We start from the raw sequence: 19257 nt of genomic DNA, 5'->3' as shown, positions 1-19257 counted from the left end.
ATTTAAACTCCTGAGTATGGCATTGCCCTTTATAGAGATCATCGAATCTGTAACACCCGATCCAAATCTGTTAATGTGGAAGTTCGCAGATGCAGATAAGGAGATTAAGAGCGGAGCAGTATTAACTGTACGGGAAAGCCAGCACGCGCTTTTGCTGAATGAAGGCCAGCTGGCAGATGTATTCCCCGCCGGAAAACATTCCCTTGAAACCAGGAATATCCCCATACTCACACGGTTGCGGGGCTGGAAGCACGGCTTTGAAAGCCCGTTCAAGGCAGATGTGTATTTTTTCAACACCCACCAGTTTGTAAACCTCAAATGGGGCACACCTGCACCGGTATTGATGAGAGATCCCGCCTTCGGGCAGGTGCGCGTCCGGGCTTTCGGTACCTATAATGTACGTATCGCTGACGTCGGACGGTTCTTCCGGGAATATGCAGGCACTTACCCCTTGCTCACTATTACAGAACTGGAATGGCAGCTGCGCGACTTTATTGCGCCCAAATTCGCAGAGGCCCTGGCACAGGCAAATATTGCCGTTATAGATGCAGTAGGCAGCATTTCTGCACTGAATGAAAAAATACAACCACTGATCCAGCCATGTTTTACAGCTTTCGGACTGGAAGTAACGATGTTTACAATTACCAGTATCACCCTGCCCGAAGATGTACTTAAACAGTATGATAAAATTACGGGCATGAACATGGTCACGGATATGAATAAATATTCGCAGTTCAGTGTAGCCAATGCAATGGATAAAGAACGTTCAGAAATCGGAGATGCTGCACGACAAGCTGTCGCTTTCGGCATGATAATGAATGCAGGAGCTTCCGCGCCCGCGCCCGTTAATACATCACCCACTGACGATGTTACGGTGCGGCTGAAAAAATTGAAGGACCTCTTTGATGCGCAGTTGATCACGGAAACAGAGTACACTGCCAAAAAAGAAGAACTATTAAAACTCCTGTAATACAGATACCCATATGAGCCAGGAAGAAAACAAACGTACGCTCACCTACCTGGAACGCCTGAAGCAGAAGGCGGCCACTCAGGAAAATTACGGCGGAGAGGTTGTAAAGGAAGACGCTAAAATGAAAGTGCGCGACTGCCCCGAATGTGGCGCCGGACGCGCTTACCAGCACGGGCTTACTGCATGCGCCTATTGCGGTTTTGTCTTTATGGATGTAAAGCTCACAGATGGTGTGCACATAAAAAAGGAAAATAACTCATAGCAGATGTTCAGTTTATTTCAAAAGAAATATAATAACCCCGCCCTGTTGGAGAAAATCAGGGAAACGCAGGAGCGTTGGTTCACCTTCCTGGGCAAGCTGGAAGCCCGCATGGAAGAAATGAGCACGGCGGCCATCCCGGAGCTGAGAGATCTGTTTAACCAGGATAATGACCCCTATAAACGGGCGCATGGTCATATGTTGCAAGGGCTGCTCGGACAGATAAACCAGATGCGCCACAAAGCCAACGAAGCCAGAGAAGAGAATATTTTCTGCTTTGTATCCGCCGCGGAAGCAACACTTCCTGCCATTACCTCCAACGCAGGCCAGGAATACCACAATGCGCTGTATGCTTTCAGGATGGCTTGCTCAGACCGGTATCATCTCTTCGATGAAAAGCTAAACCACCATATCACCTTACTACAAAAGGCTGCAGGGGAGCAAGACCTCGAAGCTATATATCGTGAGGAGCTGACCATATTTGAAAACATCCGGGATAAATTCAGTTGTAAACAATGTGGTGGTAATATCACCATCCCACAGATGTTTTTCATTGCCACATACGTCAACTGCCCGTTTTGCAAAACACAGAATACTTTCATGCCTTCCACCGGTGCACAACTGGTGTTACATCAGGCGCGCAGCCTTGCAGAACAACGCACGGCTCACTTGCTCCACGCCTATGAAGAAAGTGTGCCAAAGAATGAGACGCTCTACAAACAATACCTCCGCGCCATGTTTGACGAATGGAATAAAATCGTACCTGATATGGCCGGAGAAAATGAAAAATTTTATCAGCGCCTGCTGAATGATCATTTAATCAATAAACTAAAATAAGATAACATGTCTGAAAATCCATTATTAGCACCCATTCACGGTATTACATTAGAAGATTACAGCGCCGCCTGCGCAAAAATAGGTAGCGGTTTAAGCGAGGAAGAAGTCGCAAAAGCACTGGGAGTAGAGCTTCCGGTGTGGCAGGAAGCCAACCTCCTCTGGCCTGAAAGAATGAAACAGGATGCTACCTACCATATAATAACACTCTTCGGTCAGTATTTTGGCGAGGCAGACCAACATCCGAAATTCCTGAACCTGAAGCCGGCCGTTTCTGCTGAAGGAACCGGTAACATAGATAAAATCAAAGCAGATAAAGATTTTTATCAAGAACTGGAAGTGGCAAGACAAGTAGCTTACGAATATGGTCTCGATGGTGCACAGTGGATCATGGATAATTACGGAATCCCGGTCGGAGATTTTCAGATCGCCGCTTCTAAATGGAGTGATCAGATCCATCAGGACATTCAGGCTAACTATGCAGGATATAACCAGCAGCAGGATGCCTACAGAACAAAGTACCAGCAGTTGTTTGCTGCGGCGCAGGGAGGAAACCTCGCGGATGATATCAGCTTCTGATCCCGCCTGTTTAATATAAAAAATAAAGTATGATCAGAAAGATGAAGCGGTCGGCAGGCCTGTTGTTATTGTTATTGGCTACGGTGTCCATTCTTCGGGCACAGTCTTCTCCTGCGTTATTACTGGTATATGACGACTATTCCGGTAAAGAAACAGGCCTTACCTACTGGAAGAATGGACAATTGATACAGTTGACAGATGGTAAAACAAAGGCAGGGGCGTCGGCAATTGCTGTATCCGGCAATGATGAGTATGTTGCCGGTTACCAATATAACAACGCAGGTGAACCTGTTGCCACCTATTGGAAGAACAAGAAAGCAGTCATTCTCACGAACGGGAAAACTTATGCAAAAGCAGTAGCTATTTGCGTATCCGGCCCGGATGTGCATGTGATTGGAAACAATGGGAAACTGGCCATGTACTGGAAAAATGGAACAGCCACCTCATTGGGAGAAGATACTAAGCTATCTGACGTTACTGTCAGCGGAAATGATGTGTATATTGTCGGTTACCAGGCAAATGATCAGGGAGAATATGTCGCCACCTGTTGGAAAAACGGGAATGCAAAGGTGCTTACTGATGGTAAAAGAAATTCCGAAGCCAATGCGATCGCCATATCTGGTAGTGATGTGTATGTAGCCGGTTTTGAAATCAATGCAGCGGGGAAAGAAGTGGCCATGTACTGGAAAAACGGAGAACCGGTCATCCTCCCGGACGGTTGCCGGGCAAACGCCATCACTGTGTCTGGCAACGATGTATATGTTGCTGGGATCGACAGAAACCAGGCCGGTAATAATATCGTTGTTTACTGGAAGAACAAAACCCCCATCCGGCTAACCAATGGAAACGAGGCCGCAGGTGCTGGCGTAAAAGCCATCACTGTAGCAGGAGATAAGGTCTATGTGGCTGGTTACCTTGATGGCATAGCCACCTATTGGGAAAATGGAAAGCCGGTAAGCCTGAATGATATAATAGGGGGAATAACCGGGATGGTAGTAAAATAGAACATCACAGGAACTATTTTTTGTCAAGTGGATAGAATTTTACCCAGTCGATCTCCATTTCTACCGGTAATGTTTTCGGATCTATGGAACCTACCCATGAACCACCCAGCTGCATATCAAGCAACAGGTAGTGATTGGCAGCTGCAAACGGGAACTGGTTAACCAGTGTACGCAGATAGGCGAATGATCGTTGATGATTCACATAGAAAACAATGCTGTCCCGGTATTTCTCAATCGCATAGGTATTGAACTTATTAATGTCTATAGGAACAGTGGCAAAACGCTGGGGAATATTTGGGTTACCATGTTCCAAAGTATATTTTGTGTGAATCGTTTGATAAACGAGACTATCATAGTTCAGATGTTCCATAATATCGATCTCTCCACCATAAGGGTATTGGCCGGCGGATGCCAGCATCCAGAAAGCCGGCCAGGCTCCCTTGGCTGTATTTAATTTCGCATTGATCTCGATGCGGCCATAACTGAAATCCAGTTTTCCCTTCGTATAAACGCCTCCTGTTAAATACGGTCTGGGATCAGTGGTTTTATCAGGGTTTACAATTCCCCGGAGAATAAGCTTACCATTACGCATAGCATAACAGCTGTTATTATTGCTCATATGCCTGTCCCAGTCTGCTGATCCCTTGGGAATCTTTGACCATATAGTAGTATCCATGCCGCCTGCCTGATTAAAATCTTCTACCCAGATAGGGTGTTGCGCAATTTGCGGTGATACTGCTCTGGGACGCGCAGCATGTCCGGGCTGATTCCTTTCTGCCATATTGCTTATAAAAATCCCTTCACAGGATAATGCGAGAAATAAAAGGATGTAGTGGCTGAAAATCATAAAGTGGATTTTTAGATGTACGCACCGAATGTAACAATTTAGCTACTGCGGATAACGTAAGCTCCCATTTTTTAACTAAACAGGACAATGTTTCAGCGGAAATAATTTTTGTATTCCAGCGGCTTTTTACCTGTTATCAGCTTGAACATATTAATGAAGTGGGAGAGGGTATTGTATCCGCATTCATAACAGATCTCCGTAATAGTATTATCGGTGTTGATAAGCAGCTGGCAGGCATAGGCGATCCTGAGCTGAGTAAGAAAACCGACGAATGTTTTACCTGTTTTATTTTTAAAATAACGGCAAAAGGCAGTAGGGGTCATATGCACCATGGCGGCGGCATCTTCAAGAGAAGGTTTATTCAGGAAGTGCTTATGCATATGTTCAATGAGTACCTTCAGCCGTTGGCTGTCGCCGGGAAGTGGCTTGTAGTGGAAGCCCTCGCTGGAGAGCATCTCATAGTCGCCGCTCTCTGCAATGAGGTACAGTATATGATACAAAGTGAGAAGCCTTTGACCTGGCGCCTGTGCCGGCATCTCTTCCATGATGGCTGCTACCTGGCTGCTGATGCTGTTGCCGGTCCTGATACCCCGCTTTGACAGTTGCAGTAACTGTTGCACTTTCTTCATCTCCGGCAGTGTAGCAATACCGGTGATCTCTTCATTGAACAAGGCTACAATAGCTTCTCCCGGTGTTTCACTGGTTGCATTGATATAGATATCTTCATGCTGGAAAGAGTGGGGAAGGTGAGCGCCAATCAGTACAATATCTCCACCCTGAAACGGACCAATATAGTCACCTATCAGCCAGGTGCCGCTGCTTTTCCTGATATACAGCAATTCCAGTTCAGGATGGTAGTGCCAGATATTAAGCATGCGTTCACCAATATCCCTTCTGACGGTAAAGGAACACTCCGGTGGTGTGGAAACCTTTTTTAATATTGCCTTCATAACCGTGGAGAAAGTCCAAAAGTAATCAATATCCGTCGTAATTAATCACTTATCCGCACCAAACCTTTGATGGCGCTGCTTCCTGGTGTGGTGAGTGTGTCGAAAAGGCTTGGCACGTCATCAAAAGCAGCATAGTGGGTAACGTATGCCAGCGGATCTATAATCCCATTACTGATATAGTCAATCACCTGTTCAAAATCTGTACGCGTAGCATTCCTGCTGCTCATCAGCGTCGTTTCCCGTTTATGGAATTCGGGGTGACTGAATACCAGTGCTTCCTTTTGCAGACCGATCAACACATAGCGGCCGCCGTGTCCCAGATAATACAATCCTTTGTTGATGGCTGCAAGATGACCTGTGGCATCTATCACCACGGCAGCCATATCTCCGCCGGTGATCTCTTGCAGCTGTGCTGTCACATCGTCGGTTGCTGTGTTGAGCACGTGGGATACGTTAAGCCGCTGCTGGCAGAAATGGAGCCGCTGCGGATGTATATCCATAGCAATAACACGGGCGCCGGCAATCTGCGCGAATGTTATGGCCGCCAGACCAATAGGTCCTGCGCCCATCACCAGCACATACTCTCCCCGCTGAATAGCAGCCCTGCGAATGCCATGAAGGCCGATAGCAAGTGGCTCAACCAGCGCCAGTTCATCAACGTGCAAACCTTGCCCCTGCACAAGGGCGGAAGCAGGTACTTTTATATATTCCTGCATGCCGCCATCGATATGCACACCTAGCACTTTCACAGTAACACAGCAATTAGGCTTGCCAGAGCGGCAGGCAAGACAGTGGCCGCAATGAAAATATGGAATTACCGTAACGGTATCACCGGGCTGAAGGCTGGTAACACCGTCTGTTTTCAGCAACTCGCCAGATAACTCGTGCCCTAACGTTCTTGGATATTCGAAATAAGGTTGAGTGCCATTAAAAGCATGCAGGTCTGTTCCACAGACGCCAATCCTTTTTATTTTTATGATAGCCTCCCCGGCCTGTGCTACAGGCATGGCCGCCTCTTTATATTCCCAGCAGCCCGGAGAGGGGCAGGTCAGTATTTTCATCATGATGATTATTTGAGTGACAAACGGATGCCGGTCACTTTACCGGCAGGTAGTTGTGCCGGACGGTAAATCACAAGCGCATCGTTCTCTTCTTTCCACTTTATCTTTTCTTCGCTACCCAATATTTTGATATGGGTAATTTTTTTATTGTTCAGCTGTGAATGACGGCCGAGGGAGCGGATGCGTATTTCATCACCCGGGGTGTCCAGTACATAGGCATAAAGGTCATTCCCTTTAACAGTAAACCGGATGTCCTCTGCGGTATATGCCAGCTTCCCCTCATTGAAGTTCCCGGCTTTGATATTGGCGGCGCTCGCCGGCCTTTCGCCAAATACTTTCCAGGGGCGGCTGCCATAAATACCTTCTCCGTTGATGGCCATCCAGTTGCCTATGTCGTCGAGCGTTTGCAGCAGGTCAGGTTCTACTTCGCCTTCCGGTGTCTGCACAATATTAAGCAACAGGTTACCATTCTTGCTGACAATATCCACCAGCATACGTATCACATCGGTAGCGCTTTTGTATGGCTGCCCGGTGCGGTAGTACCAGTCGCCGATAGAGGTATCCGTTTGCCACGGGAAAGGACTGATGGTATCCTGTACGCCTCTTTCCAGGTCCTGCACCCACATACCGCCGGAAGGCTGCTTACAGTTGTATACTGCTGTGGGCCTGCCTTTGTGGAAGGCAATATTATCATTGTAGAAGTTGGCCAGCATACTGCGGCCAATGTTGCCGAAAGGCAATTCGCTGTCGGAGTAGAGTAAGTCCGGATGATAGGTCTCTACAAGTTCTTTCACATCCTCATACCATTCCTGCATCCAGGTGGGGTTCGTGGTAAGCCAGCCTTTGTCGCCAGGACTGGCGTTTGTATGATAAAGATCGGCATAGGCGGCATTGGCGCCATCATAGGGAATACCTTTGTTGGGGCCGCTGGTATCTGCCCGGTGACTCGCCTGGAACCAGGTGTAACTGGCCGCAAGGTGTTCCGATATCCCAAAATAAAGTCCTTCTTTGCGGGCTGCCTGCTGCCAGATACCCACTACATCTTTATGAGGGCCCATGTTCACCGCATTCCACTTGTGACGCCTGGAGTTCCAGAGAAAGAAATTATCGTGGTGACTGCCCATACTCACAAAATATTTTGCGCCCGCCTTTTTGTAAAGCGCCATCAGCCGTTCCGGCTCCCACTTTTCGGCCTTCCATAGCGGGATAATATCTTTATAGCCAAACTTGGACGGGTGACCGTAGTGCGCAAGGTGGTGACGATAGTTGGCACTGCCTTCTTCATACATGCCACGTGCATACCAATCGCCCATCCGGGGAACGGCCTGTGGCCCCCAATGTGACCATATGCCGAATTTGGCATCCCGGAACCAGGCAGGGTAGTGGTATTGTTTCAATGATGCGGTATCTGGCCGGTATGGCCCGGGCTTTACCGGGAGCTGCTGCGCACTGACTGTAGGCAGCAGTGTCACGATGATGATACCGGCGGCAGCTATCTTCTTCAGAAATGATGATACTAACATAACAGTGGTTGTTGCGCCCAAAATTAGCGCGATCACCATGGGCTGTTGTCGTTAATATTAACAGCTTACTACTGTTTTTTAGCCGGAATGTGTTGATACACGAAAAACTCCGGGAACCAATGAAATGCTATGACTGCTATTATTAATCCTGATTAATCCCCATTGTTCTGTTACATGGTACGCTAAAGTCGGAGTACAATAACGAAACCCTCTGTTAATTTATTCAATAGGCTTGATAAGAATCATGAGAAGCTACCTGAATCAGCGGTTGCATTTAGACAGGTAGCCTTCATTTGTATCTTTCAGATAAGTGTGCTGAAACGCTAAACAAGCGCTAAGTTTCAGTTAGGAATTTTATACATCTTTAAAAAATCCCATGAAGCATAATGAGTGATACGTCTCTGCTCTACATTGTCAGACATCGGCCAATCATAAATTCTCATACCACCCTGGATAGATGCCATGTTTTGTACCTCATTAACTTTTTTACTAAGTTCCAGTGACTTGTTTGATTGCTGTTTTTTTTGCATAAAAATGAAGGTTTAATATTAAGAATTCTCTCTGCTATTTAAATTGAGCGTTAGCATCCTGTTTATGTGACATTATAAGAAGTTCCTTTGATCAAGGAATTAATACCAGCTTATTACCTGGTTATAAGGGAGGTGTCCATGCTATGAAAAATAGAATCTGCTTTAATATTCAGACCAAGGAAGGGGCGTTTTACCTCTGCTTTGAGCAGCACACCGGCGCTTCCGGCAATCGCCCAAATAAGTCCTTGTCCTATCCGATGATTCTCGTTTTTTATGCTGATAGTTCCATTGGAATTATATTCAGAATATAGTGCCGATGCCCAACCAGCAAGGTATCCGATACAATCCGCGGTAATAAACGACGTTTGAGAGCGTATCGGATCTTGAATAATGGCAAATGGACCGCCGTTTCCATATGCTGTAATATCATATTGGACAATAGCATTTACGTACGTTGCACCTTCATTGCTCCAATATTCATTTGACGATTCTGCAATACTTAATAAACCTGAGAAAAGTTCTCCTTCATTCGGAAGAAAGATGGTACCGGCATACTTGTTCCTGATAGCTGCCAGTTTACTTTTAACCGCTAAATAGTTATTCTGTATTGAGGGGTTGGTGGAGAAAGATGTGTTAAATACATTAGTGATCTCACTTATCATTGATTTCTCTCTGGTCGAAACTAAATTGGTAACTGTAGGTTGACTTAATGAGCTGGCCCACCTGTTTTTAACATTGTTCTGACCAAAGTTTTGGATTAATTGATCTACAGCAGCGGTAGAAGTAGGATCAATAATAAATTGTTGATTGCTGAAAGATGGGTTCCGAAGTACTAGTGTTTTTGATGTTTCTCCTAAGGAACTAGCAGAATAATCTGGTGTGCCGGTAGTAGTAGATATGCTTGCTGAATTTAGCCTGAGAACGGCGGCTGAATTAATATATGTGGTCATCCCATATATACTCCCTTTTTTTTGTGGACTACCTAGCAAACTACTTAGTCCCAGGTTGTGAATAGTCCCCAACATATTTTGAGAGCTTAGTGATGCTGCCGGAGGGGCTTTTTGTATTTCTGCTTCCTTATTACAGGCATAGACGAAGAAAAGGGAAATAGGGAAAAGTGCTAGAAGAAATACTTTTTTCATAAAGAGTAATTTTGTAGGATGATATGTGGATTTGGGCCCTTGCATTTTACTGAGCTTGATAGATAAGCGGGAGGTTTATAAAACCCGTAGCTTATATGGAGACATATCCTTTCCGGATTAAAAATTAAGGTGATTGATTTGTTACTGCAATTTACTCCCCTCTTGTTACCGGTAATAGTACAAAATCGACATTCTTGTAGGAATCAGCACATATAAGGGCTTTTCATATAGCCAGCCCTGTTGGGCTCTACATTTGCGTTTTTGCATAATTTGGGTATTTTTACTTTCATGCGCGACGATATTTCCGAATTGCAAAAAAGAATATGCGATGGCGATTCACAGGCATTTAAAGAATTATACGACTGCTTCTGTACTCCACTGCTGCATTTAGCCCTTGCGATAGTTCATAATAGGGAAATGGCGGAAGAAATAGTAGCAGATGTGTTCATTGCCATATGGAAAAAAAACAAAAGCCTCCACCAGGTAACCAACCTGAAATGGTACCTCTATACAGCCACCCGCCACATTGCGTTTAACTATCTCCGTAAATATGCACATAAAAAAACACTACACCTGGATGAAGCATACTTACTGGAATATGAAATAAACCCCGAAGTACAACTCATCAGTAATGAAATGATGCGGCACCTTAACACGGCCATCAGCGAGCTACCACCACAATGCCGCCTCATCTTTAAACTTGTAAAGGAAGATGGGCTCAAATACCGGGAGGTAGCTGTCTTGCTGAATATCTCCATAAAAACCGTGGAAAACCAGATAGGCATCGCCCTGAAGAAACTAACCAAGATGAAAGCATGGCTGATCACGCCCTTGCCTGACAGCCAGTAATCGTCTCTAAAAAAAAATTCCTGTCCTTTTGGGGGTATTACCTCCTGCGTGTTGTCTTATACCCCTGAGCGCCCTTTACTTAATAATTTTCAATAATAATATGAGCAACGACCGTATATGGATATTACTCGGAAAAGAGTGCAGCGGCGAGATTTCACCGGCCGAACTGGCTGAACTGGACTTATTGCTGAAAGATAATCCGGAAGCTACCGCTTCCCGGGAGCTTGCTGCCTCTATCTGGCAGACGCCTATACGCGAGGCAACCACCGTCCATAATAGTAAAGAACGCATTTGGGAAACAGTGAGTCCGCAACTCCGGGCGCGCCGCCATGCCCCCGTTGTGCGCAGGCTGGTGGCAGCAGCAGCAGCAGCAGCCATACTCACTGTTGCATGGGTTGGGTGGCGCCTTATCCGACCAACCACTCCTGCATTGCAGCAACTCAGCTCCACTGCCGGCGGGAAGTCCAGGGTAGCGCTCCCTGATGGCTCCATCGCATGGCTTAATCGTAATACACAACTCCATTTTGAAAAGAACAGATTTGGTAAGCAGCACCGCGAAGTCACACTTGACGGGGAAGCTTTTTTTGATATCGCAAAAAGCGAGGGCATTCCTTTTGTTATCCACGCTGGAAAAGTTAATATCCGTGTACTGGGTACCGCTTTTAACGTGAGAGCCTACGCAGGAGACAGTGCCGTGTCCACCACGTTGGTTCGTGGCAAAATTGCCGTATCGTTCCAGGAGAAAACCGTCGTATTGCAACCTGAAGAAAAGCTAACGATACCGGTAATCGGCGCTGCAACTATCTTTCAGCAAAAACACCTGAAAAAAGACAGCAACGGTCAGCTCCCCGAAATATCGTGGTTGAATAATAAGCTGATATTTGACAATGAAACCTTTGGCGAACTGGCAGCTAAAATGAACCGGTGGTACGGCGTTACTTTTTATTTCGAATCTGCCAGCCTGCAGCAACTGCGGTTTTCCGGCATCGTCGATACTGAAACAATAGATGAGGCATTGAAAATGCTGCAGTTATCACGTCCGTTTAATTTCCGGATCAGGGGAAAAGAAGTCCACATCAGTAACTGATACCATATTCTTCATCTTCAAAAATAAATGTTATGACATAAATACTTTACCTACCTACAACTATATTTTACTTCACCCCCTTACTTTCCATGTTATGAAAATAATGTTTATACGGACTTTAAATAAAAGTCTGCATGGCGGGCTGCTGGGCGTACTCGTCCTGGCTTTGTTGTTCAACAGCATCATGCCTGCATACGCTTCTTCTGCCGCCCAGGAGAAAATCAGCATCTCCCTGGAGAAAGTCAGCATTAAAACAGCGCTGAAAACCATTCAACAGAAAAGCCATTTCCGGCTTATCTACAACGACGACATCCTGCCGGAAGAACCACCGGTATCCATTCATGTAGAAAATGCTACGGTAGAACAACTGCTTGCTCAAATTTTTACTGGTACCACACTCCATTACGCTGTTATGGAAAACAATGCTATTGTAATAGCATCCGGACATGTAAGTGTCCTCAAAATAAATGGCACAGTAAAAAACGAACACGGCGATCCGCTCATTGGCGTATCTGTAAAAGTAAAAGGTTCCAATATTGGCGCCGTAACCAATGAGAGCGGCCATTTTGAACTGCAGGCCGCTGTCGGTGTCACCCTGATATTCAGCTACGTGGGTTATGAGCAAACCGAAATTGTAGCCGGCTCCAATCCTATCAACATTATCCTGAAAGAAAGCTCCAATGGCTTAAACGAAGTAGTGGTGGTGGGTTACGGCACGCAGAAGAAGACATCCTCTACTGCGTCTGTAGCAGCGGTACAGGGAAAAGAGCTGGTAAAATCACCGGTTACCAACATTTCCAATTCGCTGGCAGGAAATGTTTCCGGCATCAGCATGCGCCCTAATGGTGGTCAACCGGGTCGGGATAATCCCGATATACACATCAGGGGCATTGCCACTACCGGCAACAACTCGCCGTTGATAGTAGTGGATGGAATCATCCGTAATAACATCAACGAAATTGCACCCAGCTCCATCGCTTCTGTTACCGTATTGAAAGATGCTGCCGCCGTTGCCCCTTATGGATTAGGGGGCGCCAATGGCGTAATCCTTATCACCACCAAACGCGGACAAACAGGTATGCCTTCGTTGTCGCTCAACGCATACTATGGCTGGCAAACGCCTACCTATTATCCCAAAATGCTGAATGCACAGGACTATATGCGCTTACGCAATGAAGCCTATATGAATGAAAATCCTGGTGGCGCACAACAACCTTTCGCCGAAGATCTCATCAATACATATGCAGACCTGCATGCTAAAGATCCGGACAAATATCCCATCAGCAACACCAAAGACCTGGTACGCATGCGCGCCCCCATTCAAAACTATAACCTGCAGCTAAGCGGTGGTACCAAAGTAATACGGTACTATGCCGGTATCGGTTTCCTTAAACAGGACGGTATGTTTGACCCGGTGAATTACAAACGTTACGATTATAACGTAAACATGGAAGTAAGTGCCACGTCTACCACTACAGTATCGCTGTCGCTCATCGGCGCCATTCAGAAAACCAACAGTGTAGATGCCGCTACTACACCTGGGCGGCTGTTCCGCAGCGCATACAAACTGATTCCTATTACCAATCTTTATTATAGCAATGGGCTGTGGGGCGAGTTTGCAGGTAACACGCCGGTAGGCATCCTGAATGCAGGCTACTCCCACCGTGATGCCACGTCCCTGCTTACTACACTTGCCGTAGAACAACAACTGCCTTTCATTAAAGGACTCAGCATAAAAGGAACCTTCAGCTATGACCCTAATGAATTTACAATTAAAGGGTGGCATACTCCGTTTTACTTTTATTCGCAGAATACGTCCACTAACCCTTACACATATACGAAACAGATATCCACTGCGGAAGGAAGTGCTGCTGCATACACCTGGCTGAACCAGGAGTATGCAAAAAACCAGTACTATACATTCCAGGGGTTCGTCAACTATCGTAACAGCTTTGGCAAACACGATTTCACCGGGTTGCTGGTAGCAGAAGCCCGCAAGAATGACTCTACCGGCTTCTCCGCCCGGCGCAATAATTACGCCGTAAACATCGACGAGCTGGGTATGGGTAGCTCCAACAAAAATGATTTTGACAACAACGGTTCCACAATCACCGGCAGTCAACTAGGATTTGTATATCGTGTAGGCTACATCTACGATCATAAATATCTTTTGGAAGCGGCCGGCCGGTACGATGGCCACTACTATTTTGCTCCCGGCAAACGCTGGGGCTATTTCCCCGCCTTTTCCGCGGGATGGGTCATCTCCGAAGAAAACTTTATGAAGAATCACCCATCTCCGTTGAACTATCTTAAATTAAGAGGCTCATGGGGAAAATCAGGCAACCTCGCCGGGATGGCATTTCAGTACCTGAACGGCTATAATTTATATGGCAACGCCTACGCTTTCGGCAACAGCAGTATGGTACAGGGCTCCAGCATTACCCGGGAACCCAACCCCAATATCACCTGGGAAATATCCACCAAAACAGACATAGGGATAGACGCCACTTTATGGAAAGGATTACTCACACTGGAAGTAGATTATTTTCATGAAAGAAGAACGGGCATGCTACTGCCTCCGGCTGTAACAGTGCCTGTAGAATACGGCCTGAACCTCTCCGATGAAAACCAGGGCATCATGGAAAACCGTGGTATCGATATTTCTGCTGGTACAAGCCATCGTTTCGTCAATGGCTTGCAACTTAGCCTCAATGGAAATTTCAGCTACGCCAAAAATAAAATGATCCAGGTATTTGAAACCGCTGCTACACGTGATAATCCCAATCGTAGCAGAACAGGCCGGCCCACCGGTACGCAATTTGGCTATCACGCGCTGGGATTGTTTTCCCTGGCAGATGATAAAAACAAAGATGGTGTTATCAACGGCGAAGACGGATACAACGTCGCCCAGTTTGGCGTGCTTCATCCCGGCGACATCCGTTACGCAGATATAGGTGGCCCCAATGGAAAGCCAGATGGGAAAATAGACTCCTATGATGAAACCGTAATCGGTAACCCGGTGTATCCTTTCATCACCTACGGTTTCACGCCCAGCGCCTCGTGGAAAGGATTTGACCTTAGCCTGTTCTTCCAGGGATCTGCACTGGCCGGCCTGAACATCCGTGGTTTTCAAACAGTACCTTTTAATAACAACAATAGTAATTCTGCCTACGAATACAATAACAACCACTGGACACCTGGCACACCCAACGGAAAGTATCCGCGTGCGAACCAGTCGCCCAACGCCAATAACACGCAAAGTTCTGATTTCTGGATGATGAAAACGGGTTATCTCCGGTTAAAAACCGCCGTGCTGGGATACACCCTTCCCGCCAATATTTCCAAAGCAATGAAGATGCAAAGCCTCCGTTGTTATTTCTCCGGACAAAACCTGCTCACCTTCAGCAAAATGAAATTCATGGACCCGGAAGTAGGCTATACCGACCTGGAAACAGCTTATCCTAACCAGAAGGTATTTGTATTTGGAGTAAATGTCACCTTTTAGATTCATCCAGCTAAACAAAAATATTATGTCTAGGTTCATACATCTGTTAGCCGCCGCTATACTGTTGTTCAGTATACTATCGTGCAAAAAGGAATTCCTGGAAAATACGGATAAAACAAAACTTACTGATGCCACCCAGTGGAGTACGGAAGGGAATGCCGATCTTTTCCTCAACGATATTTACAACGCATTGCCTAAGTACTGGAACCAGCCGGAAAACCTGGATAACTTCACTGATGACAACGACGCTGGTTACTATTATACCTCTTATAACTGGAAACAGGGTATTGTGGAAGCCTCTTCCAACGACTATACTGTATGGGGAGGCATCACCGGTTCCGGGGATCTCACCAACTGGACAACTACCTTCACCAACATCCGCAAATGCAACACCTTCATAGCAGCAGTGCGTAATAACGCTGCGAACTTCTCGCCAGAGTGGCTGAAAAAGCGAATCGATGAAGCCCGCTTTATCCGCGCTTTCTTTTACAGCGAGTTGTGGATGCATGTCGGCGGACTTCCTGTTATTACCGCCCCCGCGGACCGGCGTACTATGGACAGCGCCGCCATCTATACTCCCAGAAGCACCTTTGCGCAAACAGTAGATTTCATTACCTCACAACTGGATTCCATATCGAAAAATGGTTACCTGCCGGCTAAATACAACAAGGCCGATGCAGATGCTGGCCGGGCTACTCTCGGAGCTGCGCTGGCCTTAAAAGGATGGGTTGAACTATACGCTGCCAGCCCCGCTTTCAACGCTGCCCAACCCGCCGCAGGCAATGACCCGAACAAGGTTGCCGGCTACAATAATTACGACGCCCAACGCTGGGGCAGGGCCGCTACCACATTCAAACAGTTCATTGATCTCTATGGCAACGGAAAAGTATACGAACTGTTTCCCGATCCATCCTCCATTTGGTACGAAACCAATGAATACAATTCAGAAGTAGTGTGGGACCGGCAGGTAGTAGCTAACATAATGGGATCTTCCTTTGAACAATATGGTGGTCCGGTGTGGATCAATGGCGCATACTATACCTGGGGCAATTACAACCCCACCCAGGAACTGGTGGACCAGTTTTATATGGCGAATGGAAAGCCCATCACCGACGCCACTTCCGGCTATGATCCGCAACACCCCTACATAGGGCGCGAGAAACGCTTCTACGACTGGATCGTATACGACGGCGCACCGTATAAAATGACCTGGATGGACAAAAGCGACACTATATACACCCGCATAGATAAAGTACATCCTTCCAAAAACCAGATTGATTTTGGAACCGATGACGTGAGTAACACGGCCTACTACTTTAAAAAACGGCTCAATCCACTGGTCCGGCCCGGCGGTGGCGAAGTAAGCGGCGCCAATTTTATTTACTACCGCTATGCGGAAGTATTACTCGGATATGCAGAAGCACAAAACGAGGCCGCAGGACCTGACGCTACCGTATACAACGCCGTTAACCAGATCCGCAAAAGGGCCGGTTTGCCCGACATCGCACCCGGATTATCACAGGCAGAGATGCGCGCAGCTATTTATCACGAAAGAAGAGTGGAGCTCTGTTTTGAGAACAAACGCTTCTATGACATCATCCGCTGGAAAACCGCCAATACCGTAATGAATGTTGACAAGCATGCCATGAAGATCACGAATACTATACCCGATAACAACGCAGGAGTATGGAAATACGAAATTGTGCCGCTAAACCATCCGCATGTGTTCACCCAGAAAATGTACCTGAATCCCGTGCCGCAGGATGTGATAGACCGGAATCCGAAGATCGTACAAAACCCCGGCTACTGAGTGGAAATATTCATCTTAAAAAAAGTTGCAGGGTTGCCCTGCGACTTTTTTGTTTACTATACGCTAGTCTTGTTTTAACGGAATTCACTTCTATGTTGGAGGTTACAATTTATACTTGCTTATAAGAGTTGTCAGAAAAAAGGGTACTTACAATCTTTCCATAATAAAGATGGCATTATTATTTAGATCAAAAAAACCAAATTCGGCGTAGTGCCAGGGGGTATCAGACCTAAAGGCATCAGCCTTAACCGTTCCTCTTTGCACAAATTCCTCAAAAAGTGGTTGAATGTTATTTACATCTATCCTGATAACTGAGCCACCAAGAAGGGGATCTGTTTCTGTATCGGCATGCCATTGCAGATGAAGATACAGATTGTCGCGTTTTAAAACCGCATACATATCATCACAAAATACGGCTGCAAAGCCTGTTTTGTCTCTATACCATACTATATCTCTTTCAATATCAGCGGAGGGAAGCACCGGTATGATGCAATTAAATTCTGGGTTCATTATAAATAATTTATATTGGAAAAATAGAGCCTTAATCACTGCAATTTAAGATTTATTAAATCTCTTTGTTTATAAGATCAACCACTGTTACTATATCATATCCAAACATCCCTTTTGACCACGTCCTTGGTTCAACCAATCGGTCCAGAATCAGGAAGAGTGCCAGTCCCTCATCCTGCGACCACCATTTGCCGCCACGTCTTATTCCTTTAATAGCCAGGTCCCTTGCTATATTTCCACCCTTTGAACTCGTCATCCATAAATACATAGAGTATTGCCCAAGCCCCTCCATTGTCAGAAAGAAATTATCAATCTCTCCAACATGTTGATACTTACCTGTAAAGTATTGCTGCTGCCGATTATTCATGGTCTTCAGCCCCTCACGTACTTCAGCCTTTTCAAGACTACTGCCTTGCACGGAGCTATAAAAATGGTGTAGCTCTTTATTGAATTGCTGAAGATATAGGGAGTCTTTCTTAAAAATATGCTGCACGATGTCATCATTAAATTCAATACCAAAGTCGCTTTCTTTTTCATAAGCACTTATTTTCTTCCCGAAATTCTGCATCTGCTGTGAGTGGGAGAACTCGTGAAGGAAAACGCCCGTAAGCAGATTATCCAGACCTAACTCCTTACTTTCCACCCCCTCTTTTCGCCAGAATGACGGCAATGGCATCACAAAAAAGGACCGGTGGCCGGCATCAGGCAGCTCAGCTGCAAACGACATTAACCGAACCGGCGTCACAGAGCTGTCAGGTAATGTCAGTTTGCCATCGTGCGGAGCTTTTCTCCACTGCAGCGGCAGGTGCATAAGAGTAGGACCTTTTACCGGGACGCCGTTACCCGCAGTAATGGCAGAGGTAGTATAGACATATGCATCATCGAAAAATACTAAGTCAACCGGCCTCATACTATCTAAAGCATATATGCTATTATATACCAGCTTCCAGGCTTCAAACCATCTGCTGGCAGCGTTAAAGAACGCGCTATCCCTTTGATGCTCATACTGTGTGGATTGTGCGGATACTGTTAAACCAGTGAGTGTGACAATAGCGATTATGCTGCATACTTTCTTAACCATAAATTGTATCATCTGAGGTAGTGTTGATGTTATATTCTCGTGGAGTAATGTAAGATTTATAATTGGTCCATTCACATTTCTGAAGTCTTAATACAGCAGTAGAAAGTAGATTTGTGTAAAAGGATAATTCCCCGGTCGGTTTTTGTTCATAGCGTTGTTGGATATTTTATAACCTGAAAAAAATAGGTATATGAACATTGAGTGCAAGAGATTTCAAATGCTTACACGGAATGATTTAAAAAAAGTAATGGGTGGCCGGCAGGAGCCGAGAGGTGATTGTGCCTACTCCGGTCAGCGCCTGGCAGATGATACAATGTGTCAGATGTACTATGTATGTGATGAATATTCATTTCCTGTGCGGTATATATGCCCTGGCTCTGCGTGTTTTATCACGGATACTTGTGTAGATGATCCGGTATTATGTCCGCTTTTATGTTAAGGTATTGTCAGCTTCCGTGAAGTTTGCAGATCCCGTGGAGCTGCGTTTTAAGGATAATGATAACTGCCCCCGGGATGAAAGCACATGAAAATAATGTCGATCTTTGACAAAGACTTACTATTGTTAGAAGGACGGTGAACATCATATGATATTGAAGCTGTTGCTCGATAAGGTTCGCTTTTTTTAGTGTTCAATATAAAGTTGTTTCCTGTCCAGGAAGTAACAGTGTGTTAAATGCCTCCGAACTTGTGTGCGGGGGCATTTGAATTAATGTAGA

Annotated in this window: 17 protein-coding genes; 9 read left to right on the top strand and 8 right to left on the bottom strand. The window is 45.9% G+C overall.

Annotated features, from left to right (window positions below):
• The first annotated feature begins 16 nt into the window (after positions 1 to 16).
• The 5 genes from VM802_RS06500 to VM802_RS06480 are packed head-to-tail and all read left to right on the top strand — an operon-like array spanning position 17 to position 3646.
• The gene (locus tag VM802_RS06500) at positions 17 to 970 is read left to right on the top strand and encodes an SPFH domain-containing protein (RefSeq protein WP_325529007.1); all 954 of its coding nucleotides are present in this window, start codon (positions 17 to 19) and stop codon (positions 968 to 970) included.
• 13 nt (positions 971 to 983) lie between these two features.
• Entirely contained in the window at positions 984 to 1232 is a 249-nt protein-coding gene (locus VM802_RS06495; RefSeq protein WP_325529006.1) for a hypothetical protein, read from the top strand.
• Positions 1233 to 1235: 3 nt separating this feature from the next.
• Positions 1236 to 2066: a hypothetical protein gene (locus VM802_RS06490; protein ID WP_325529005.1), complete on the top strand. Its 831-nt coding sequence runs from the start codon at positions 1236 to 1238 to the stop codon at positions 2064 to 2066.
• A 6-nt stretch (positions 2067 to 2072) separates the two neighbouring features.
• Complete coding sequence (locus VM802_RS06485) at positions 2073 to 2642, top strand: DUF6620 family protein (RefSeq protein WP_325529004.1); 570 nt, start codon at positions 2073 to 2075, stop codon at positions 2640 to 2642.
• A 29-nt stretch (positions 2643 to 2671) separates the two neighbouring features.
• Positions 2672 to 3646, top strand: a complete 975-nt coding sequence (locus VM802_RS06480; RefSeq protein WP_325529003.1) for a hypothetical protein — start codon at positions 2672 to 2674, stop codon at positions 3644 to 3646.
• Between the two features lie 13 nt (positions 3647 to 3659).
• Here the strand turns inward: VM802_RS06480 and VM802_RS06475 are convergent, their stop codons facing one another.
• The 6 genes from VM802_RS06475 to VM802_RS06450 all read right to left on the bottom strand — a co-directional run bounded on the left by VM802_RS06475 (position 3660) and on the right by VM802_RS06450 (position 9699).
• Positions 3660 to 4427 carry a glycoside hydrolase family 16 protein gene (locus tag VM802_RS06475; protein WP_325529002.1) on the bottom strand — a complete coding sequence of 256 codons (768 nt, stop codon included), beginning with the start codon at positions 4425 to 4427 and terminating at the stop codon, positions 3660 to 3662.
• Between the two features lie 158 nt (positions 4428 to 4585).
• Positions 4586 to 5443 (bottom strand): AraC family transcriptional regulator, encoded by an 858-nt coding sequence (locus VM802_RS06470; RefSeq protein WP_325529001.1) that lies wholly within the window; start codon positions 5441 to 5443, stop codon positions 4586 to 4588.
• A 41-nt stretch (positions 5444 to 5484) separates the two neighbouring features.
• Positions 5485 to 6507, bottom strand: a complete 1023-nt coding sequence (locus VM802_RS06465; protein ID WP_325529000.1) for a zinc-binding alcohol dehydrogenase family protein — start codon at positions 6505 to 6507, stop codon at positions 5485 to 5487.
• A 5-nt stretch (positions 6508 to 6512) separates the two neighbouring features.
• Positions 6513 to 8027 carry an alpha-L-fucosidase gene (locus tag VM802_RS06460; RefSeq protein ID WP_325528999.1) on the bottom strand — a complete coding sequence of 505 codons (1515 nt, stop codon included), beginning with the start codon at positions 8025 to 8027 and terminating at the stop codon, positions 6513 to 6515.
• Between the two features lie 341 nt (positions 8028 to 8368).
• Positions 8369 to 8557 (bottom strand): hypothetical protein, encoded by a 189-nt coding sequence (locus VM802_RS06455; RefSeq protein ID WP_325528998.1) that lies wholly within the window; start codon positions 8555 to 8557, stop codon positions 8369 to 8371.
• A 113-nt stretch (positions 8558 to 8670) separates the two neighbouring features.
• Positions 8671 to 9699 (bottom strand): hypothetical protein, encoded by a 1029-nt coding sequence (locus tag VM802_RS06450; protein ID WP_325528997.1) that lies wholly within the window; start codon positions 9697 to 9699, stop codon positions 8671 to 8673.
• 288 nt (positions 9700 to 9987) lie between these two features.
• Here VM802_RS06450 and VM802_RS06445 point away from each other — a divergent pair, with 288 nt between their 5' ends.
• The 4 genes from VM802_RS06445 to VM802_RS06430 all read left to right on the top strand — a co-directional run bounded on the left by VM802_RS06445 (position 9988) and on the right by VM802_RS06430 (position 16950).
• Complete coding sequence (locus tag VM802_RS06445) at positions 9988 to 10548, top strand: RNA polymerase sigma-70 factor (RefSeq protein WP_325528996.1); 561 nt, start codon at positions 9988 to 9990, stop codon at positions 10546 to 10548.
• A 100-nt stretch (positions 10549 to 10648) separates the two neighbouring features.
• A complete protein-coding gene (locus VM802_RS06440) occupies positions 10649 to 11635 on the top strand; it encodes a FecR family protein (protein ID WP_325528995.1) in 987 nt (328 codons plus the stop codon).
• A gap of 94 nt (positions 11636 to 11729) precedes the next feature.
• Positions 11730 to 15140: a TonB-dependent receptor gene (locus tag VM802_RS06435; RefSeq protein ID WP_325528994.1), complete on the top strand. Its 3411-nt coding sequence runs from the start codon at positions 11730 to 11732 to the stop codon at positions 15138 to 15140.
• Positions 15141 to 15165: 25 nt separating this feature from the next.
• Positions 15166 to 16950, top strand: a complete 1785-nt coding sequence (locus VM802_RS06430) for a RagB/SusD family nutrient uptake outer membrane protein (protein ID WP_325528993.1) — start codon at positions 15166 to 15168, stop codon at positions 16948 to 16950.
• Between the two features lie 147 nt (positions 16951 to 17097).
• Here VM802_RS06430 and VM802_RS06425 read toward each other — a convergent pair whose 3' ends face one another.
• Together VM802_RS06425 and VM802_RS06420 are read right to left on the bottom strand one after the other, a co-directional pair.
• A complete protein-coding gene (locus VM802_RS06425; protein WP_325528992.1) occupies positions 17098 to 17460 on the bottom strand; it encodes a VOC family protein in 363 nt (120 codons plus the stop codon).
• Positions 17461 to 17515: 55 nt separating this feature from the next.
• A complete protein-coding gene (locus VM802_RS06420; protein WP_325528991.1) occupies positions 17516 to 18553 on the bottom strand; it encodes a hypothetical protein in 1038 nt (345 codons plus the stop codon).
• Between the last annotated feature and the right edge of the window lie 704 nt (positions 18554 to 19257).

Origin of the sequence: Chitinophaga sp. (genome assembly GCF_035538455.1) — a bacterium.
Classification (GTDB): Bacteria; Bacteroidota; Bacteroidia; order Chitinophagales; family Chitinophagaceae; genus Chitinophaga.
Note: the sequence above shows the minus strand (reverse complement) of the source record. Positions and strands in the feature narration are given on the sequence as shown.

What these genes read in the sequence shown, in the direction of transcription:
- VM802_RS06500 (WP_325529007.1), top strand. Translation starts at nt 17, where the DNA reads ATGGCATTGCCCTTTATAGAGATCATCGAATCTGTAACACCCGATCCA.
- VM802_RS06495 (WP_325529006.1), top strand. Translation starts at nt 984, where the DNA reads ATGAGCCAGGAAGAAAACAAACGTACGCTCACCTACCTGGAACGCCTG.
- VM802_RS06490 (WP_325529005.1), top strand. Translation starts at nt 1,236, where the DNA reads ATGTTCAGTTTATTTCAAAAGAAATATAATAACCCCGCCCTGTTGGAG.
- VM802_RS06485 (WP_325529004.1), top strand. Translation starts at nt 2,073, where the DNA reads ATGTCTGAAAATCCATTATTAGCACCCATTCACGGTATTACATTAGAA.
- VM802_RS06480 (WP_325529003.1), top strand. Translation starts at nt 2,672, where the DNA reads ATGATCAGAAAGATGAAGCGGTCGGCAGGCCTGTTGTTATTGTTATTG.
- VM802_RS06475 (WP_325529002.1), bottom strand. Translation starts at nt 4,427, where the DNA reads ATGGCAGAAAGGAATCAGCCCGGACATGCTGCGCGTCCCAGAGCAGTA.
- VM802_RS06470 (WP_325529001.1), bottom strand. Translation starts at nt 5,443, where the DNA reads ATGAAGGCAATATTAAAAAAGGTTTCCACACCACCGGAGTGTTCCTTT.
- VM802_RS06465 (WP_325529000.1), bottom strand. Translation starts at nt 6,507, where the DNA reads ATGATGAAAATACTGACCTGCCCCTCTCCGGGCTGCTGGGAATATAAA.
- VM802_RS06460 (WP_325528999.1), bottom strand. Translation starts at nt 8,027, where the DNA reads ATGTTAGTATCATCATTTCTGAAGAAGATAGCTGCCGCCGGTATCATC.
- VM802_RS06455 (WP_325528998.1), bottom strand. Translation starts at nt 8,557, where the DNA reads ATGCAAAAAAAACAGCAATCAAACAAGTCACTGGAACTTAGTAAAAAA.
- VM802_RS06450 (WP_325528997.1), bottom strand. Translation starts at nt 9,699, where the DNA reads ATGAAAAAAGTATTTCTTCTAGCACTTTTCCCTATTTCCCTTTTCTTC.
- VM802_RS06445 (WP_325528996.1), top strand. Translation starts at nt 9,988, where the DNA reads ATGCGCGACGATATTTCCGAATTGCAAAAAAGAATATGCGATGGCGAT.
- VM802_RS06440 (WP_325528995.1), top strand. Translation starts at nt 10,649, where the DNA reads ATGAGCAACGACCGTATATGGATATTACTCGGAAAAGAGTGCAGCGGC.
- VM802_RS06435 (WP_325528994.1), top strand. Translation starts at nt 11,730, where the DNA reads ATGAAAATAATGTTTATACGGACTTTAAATAAAAGTCTGCATGGCGGG.
- VM802_RS06430 (WP_325528993.1), top strand. Translation starts at nt 15,166, where the DNA reads ATGTCTAGGTTCATACATCTGTTAGCCGCCGCTATACTGTTGTTCAGT.
- VM802_RS06425 (WP_325528992.1), bottom strand. Translation starts at nt 17,460, where the DNA reads ATGAACCCAGAATTTAATTGCATCATACCGGTGCTTCCCTCCGCTGAT.
- VM802_RS06420 (WP_325528991.1), bottom strand. Translation starts at nt 18,553, where the DNA reads ATGATACAATTTATGGTTAAGAAAGTATGCAGCATAATCGCTATTGTC.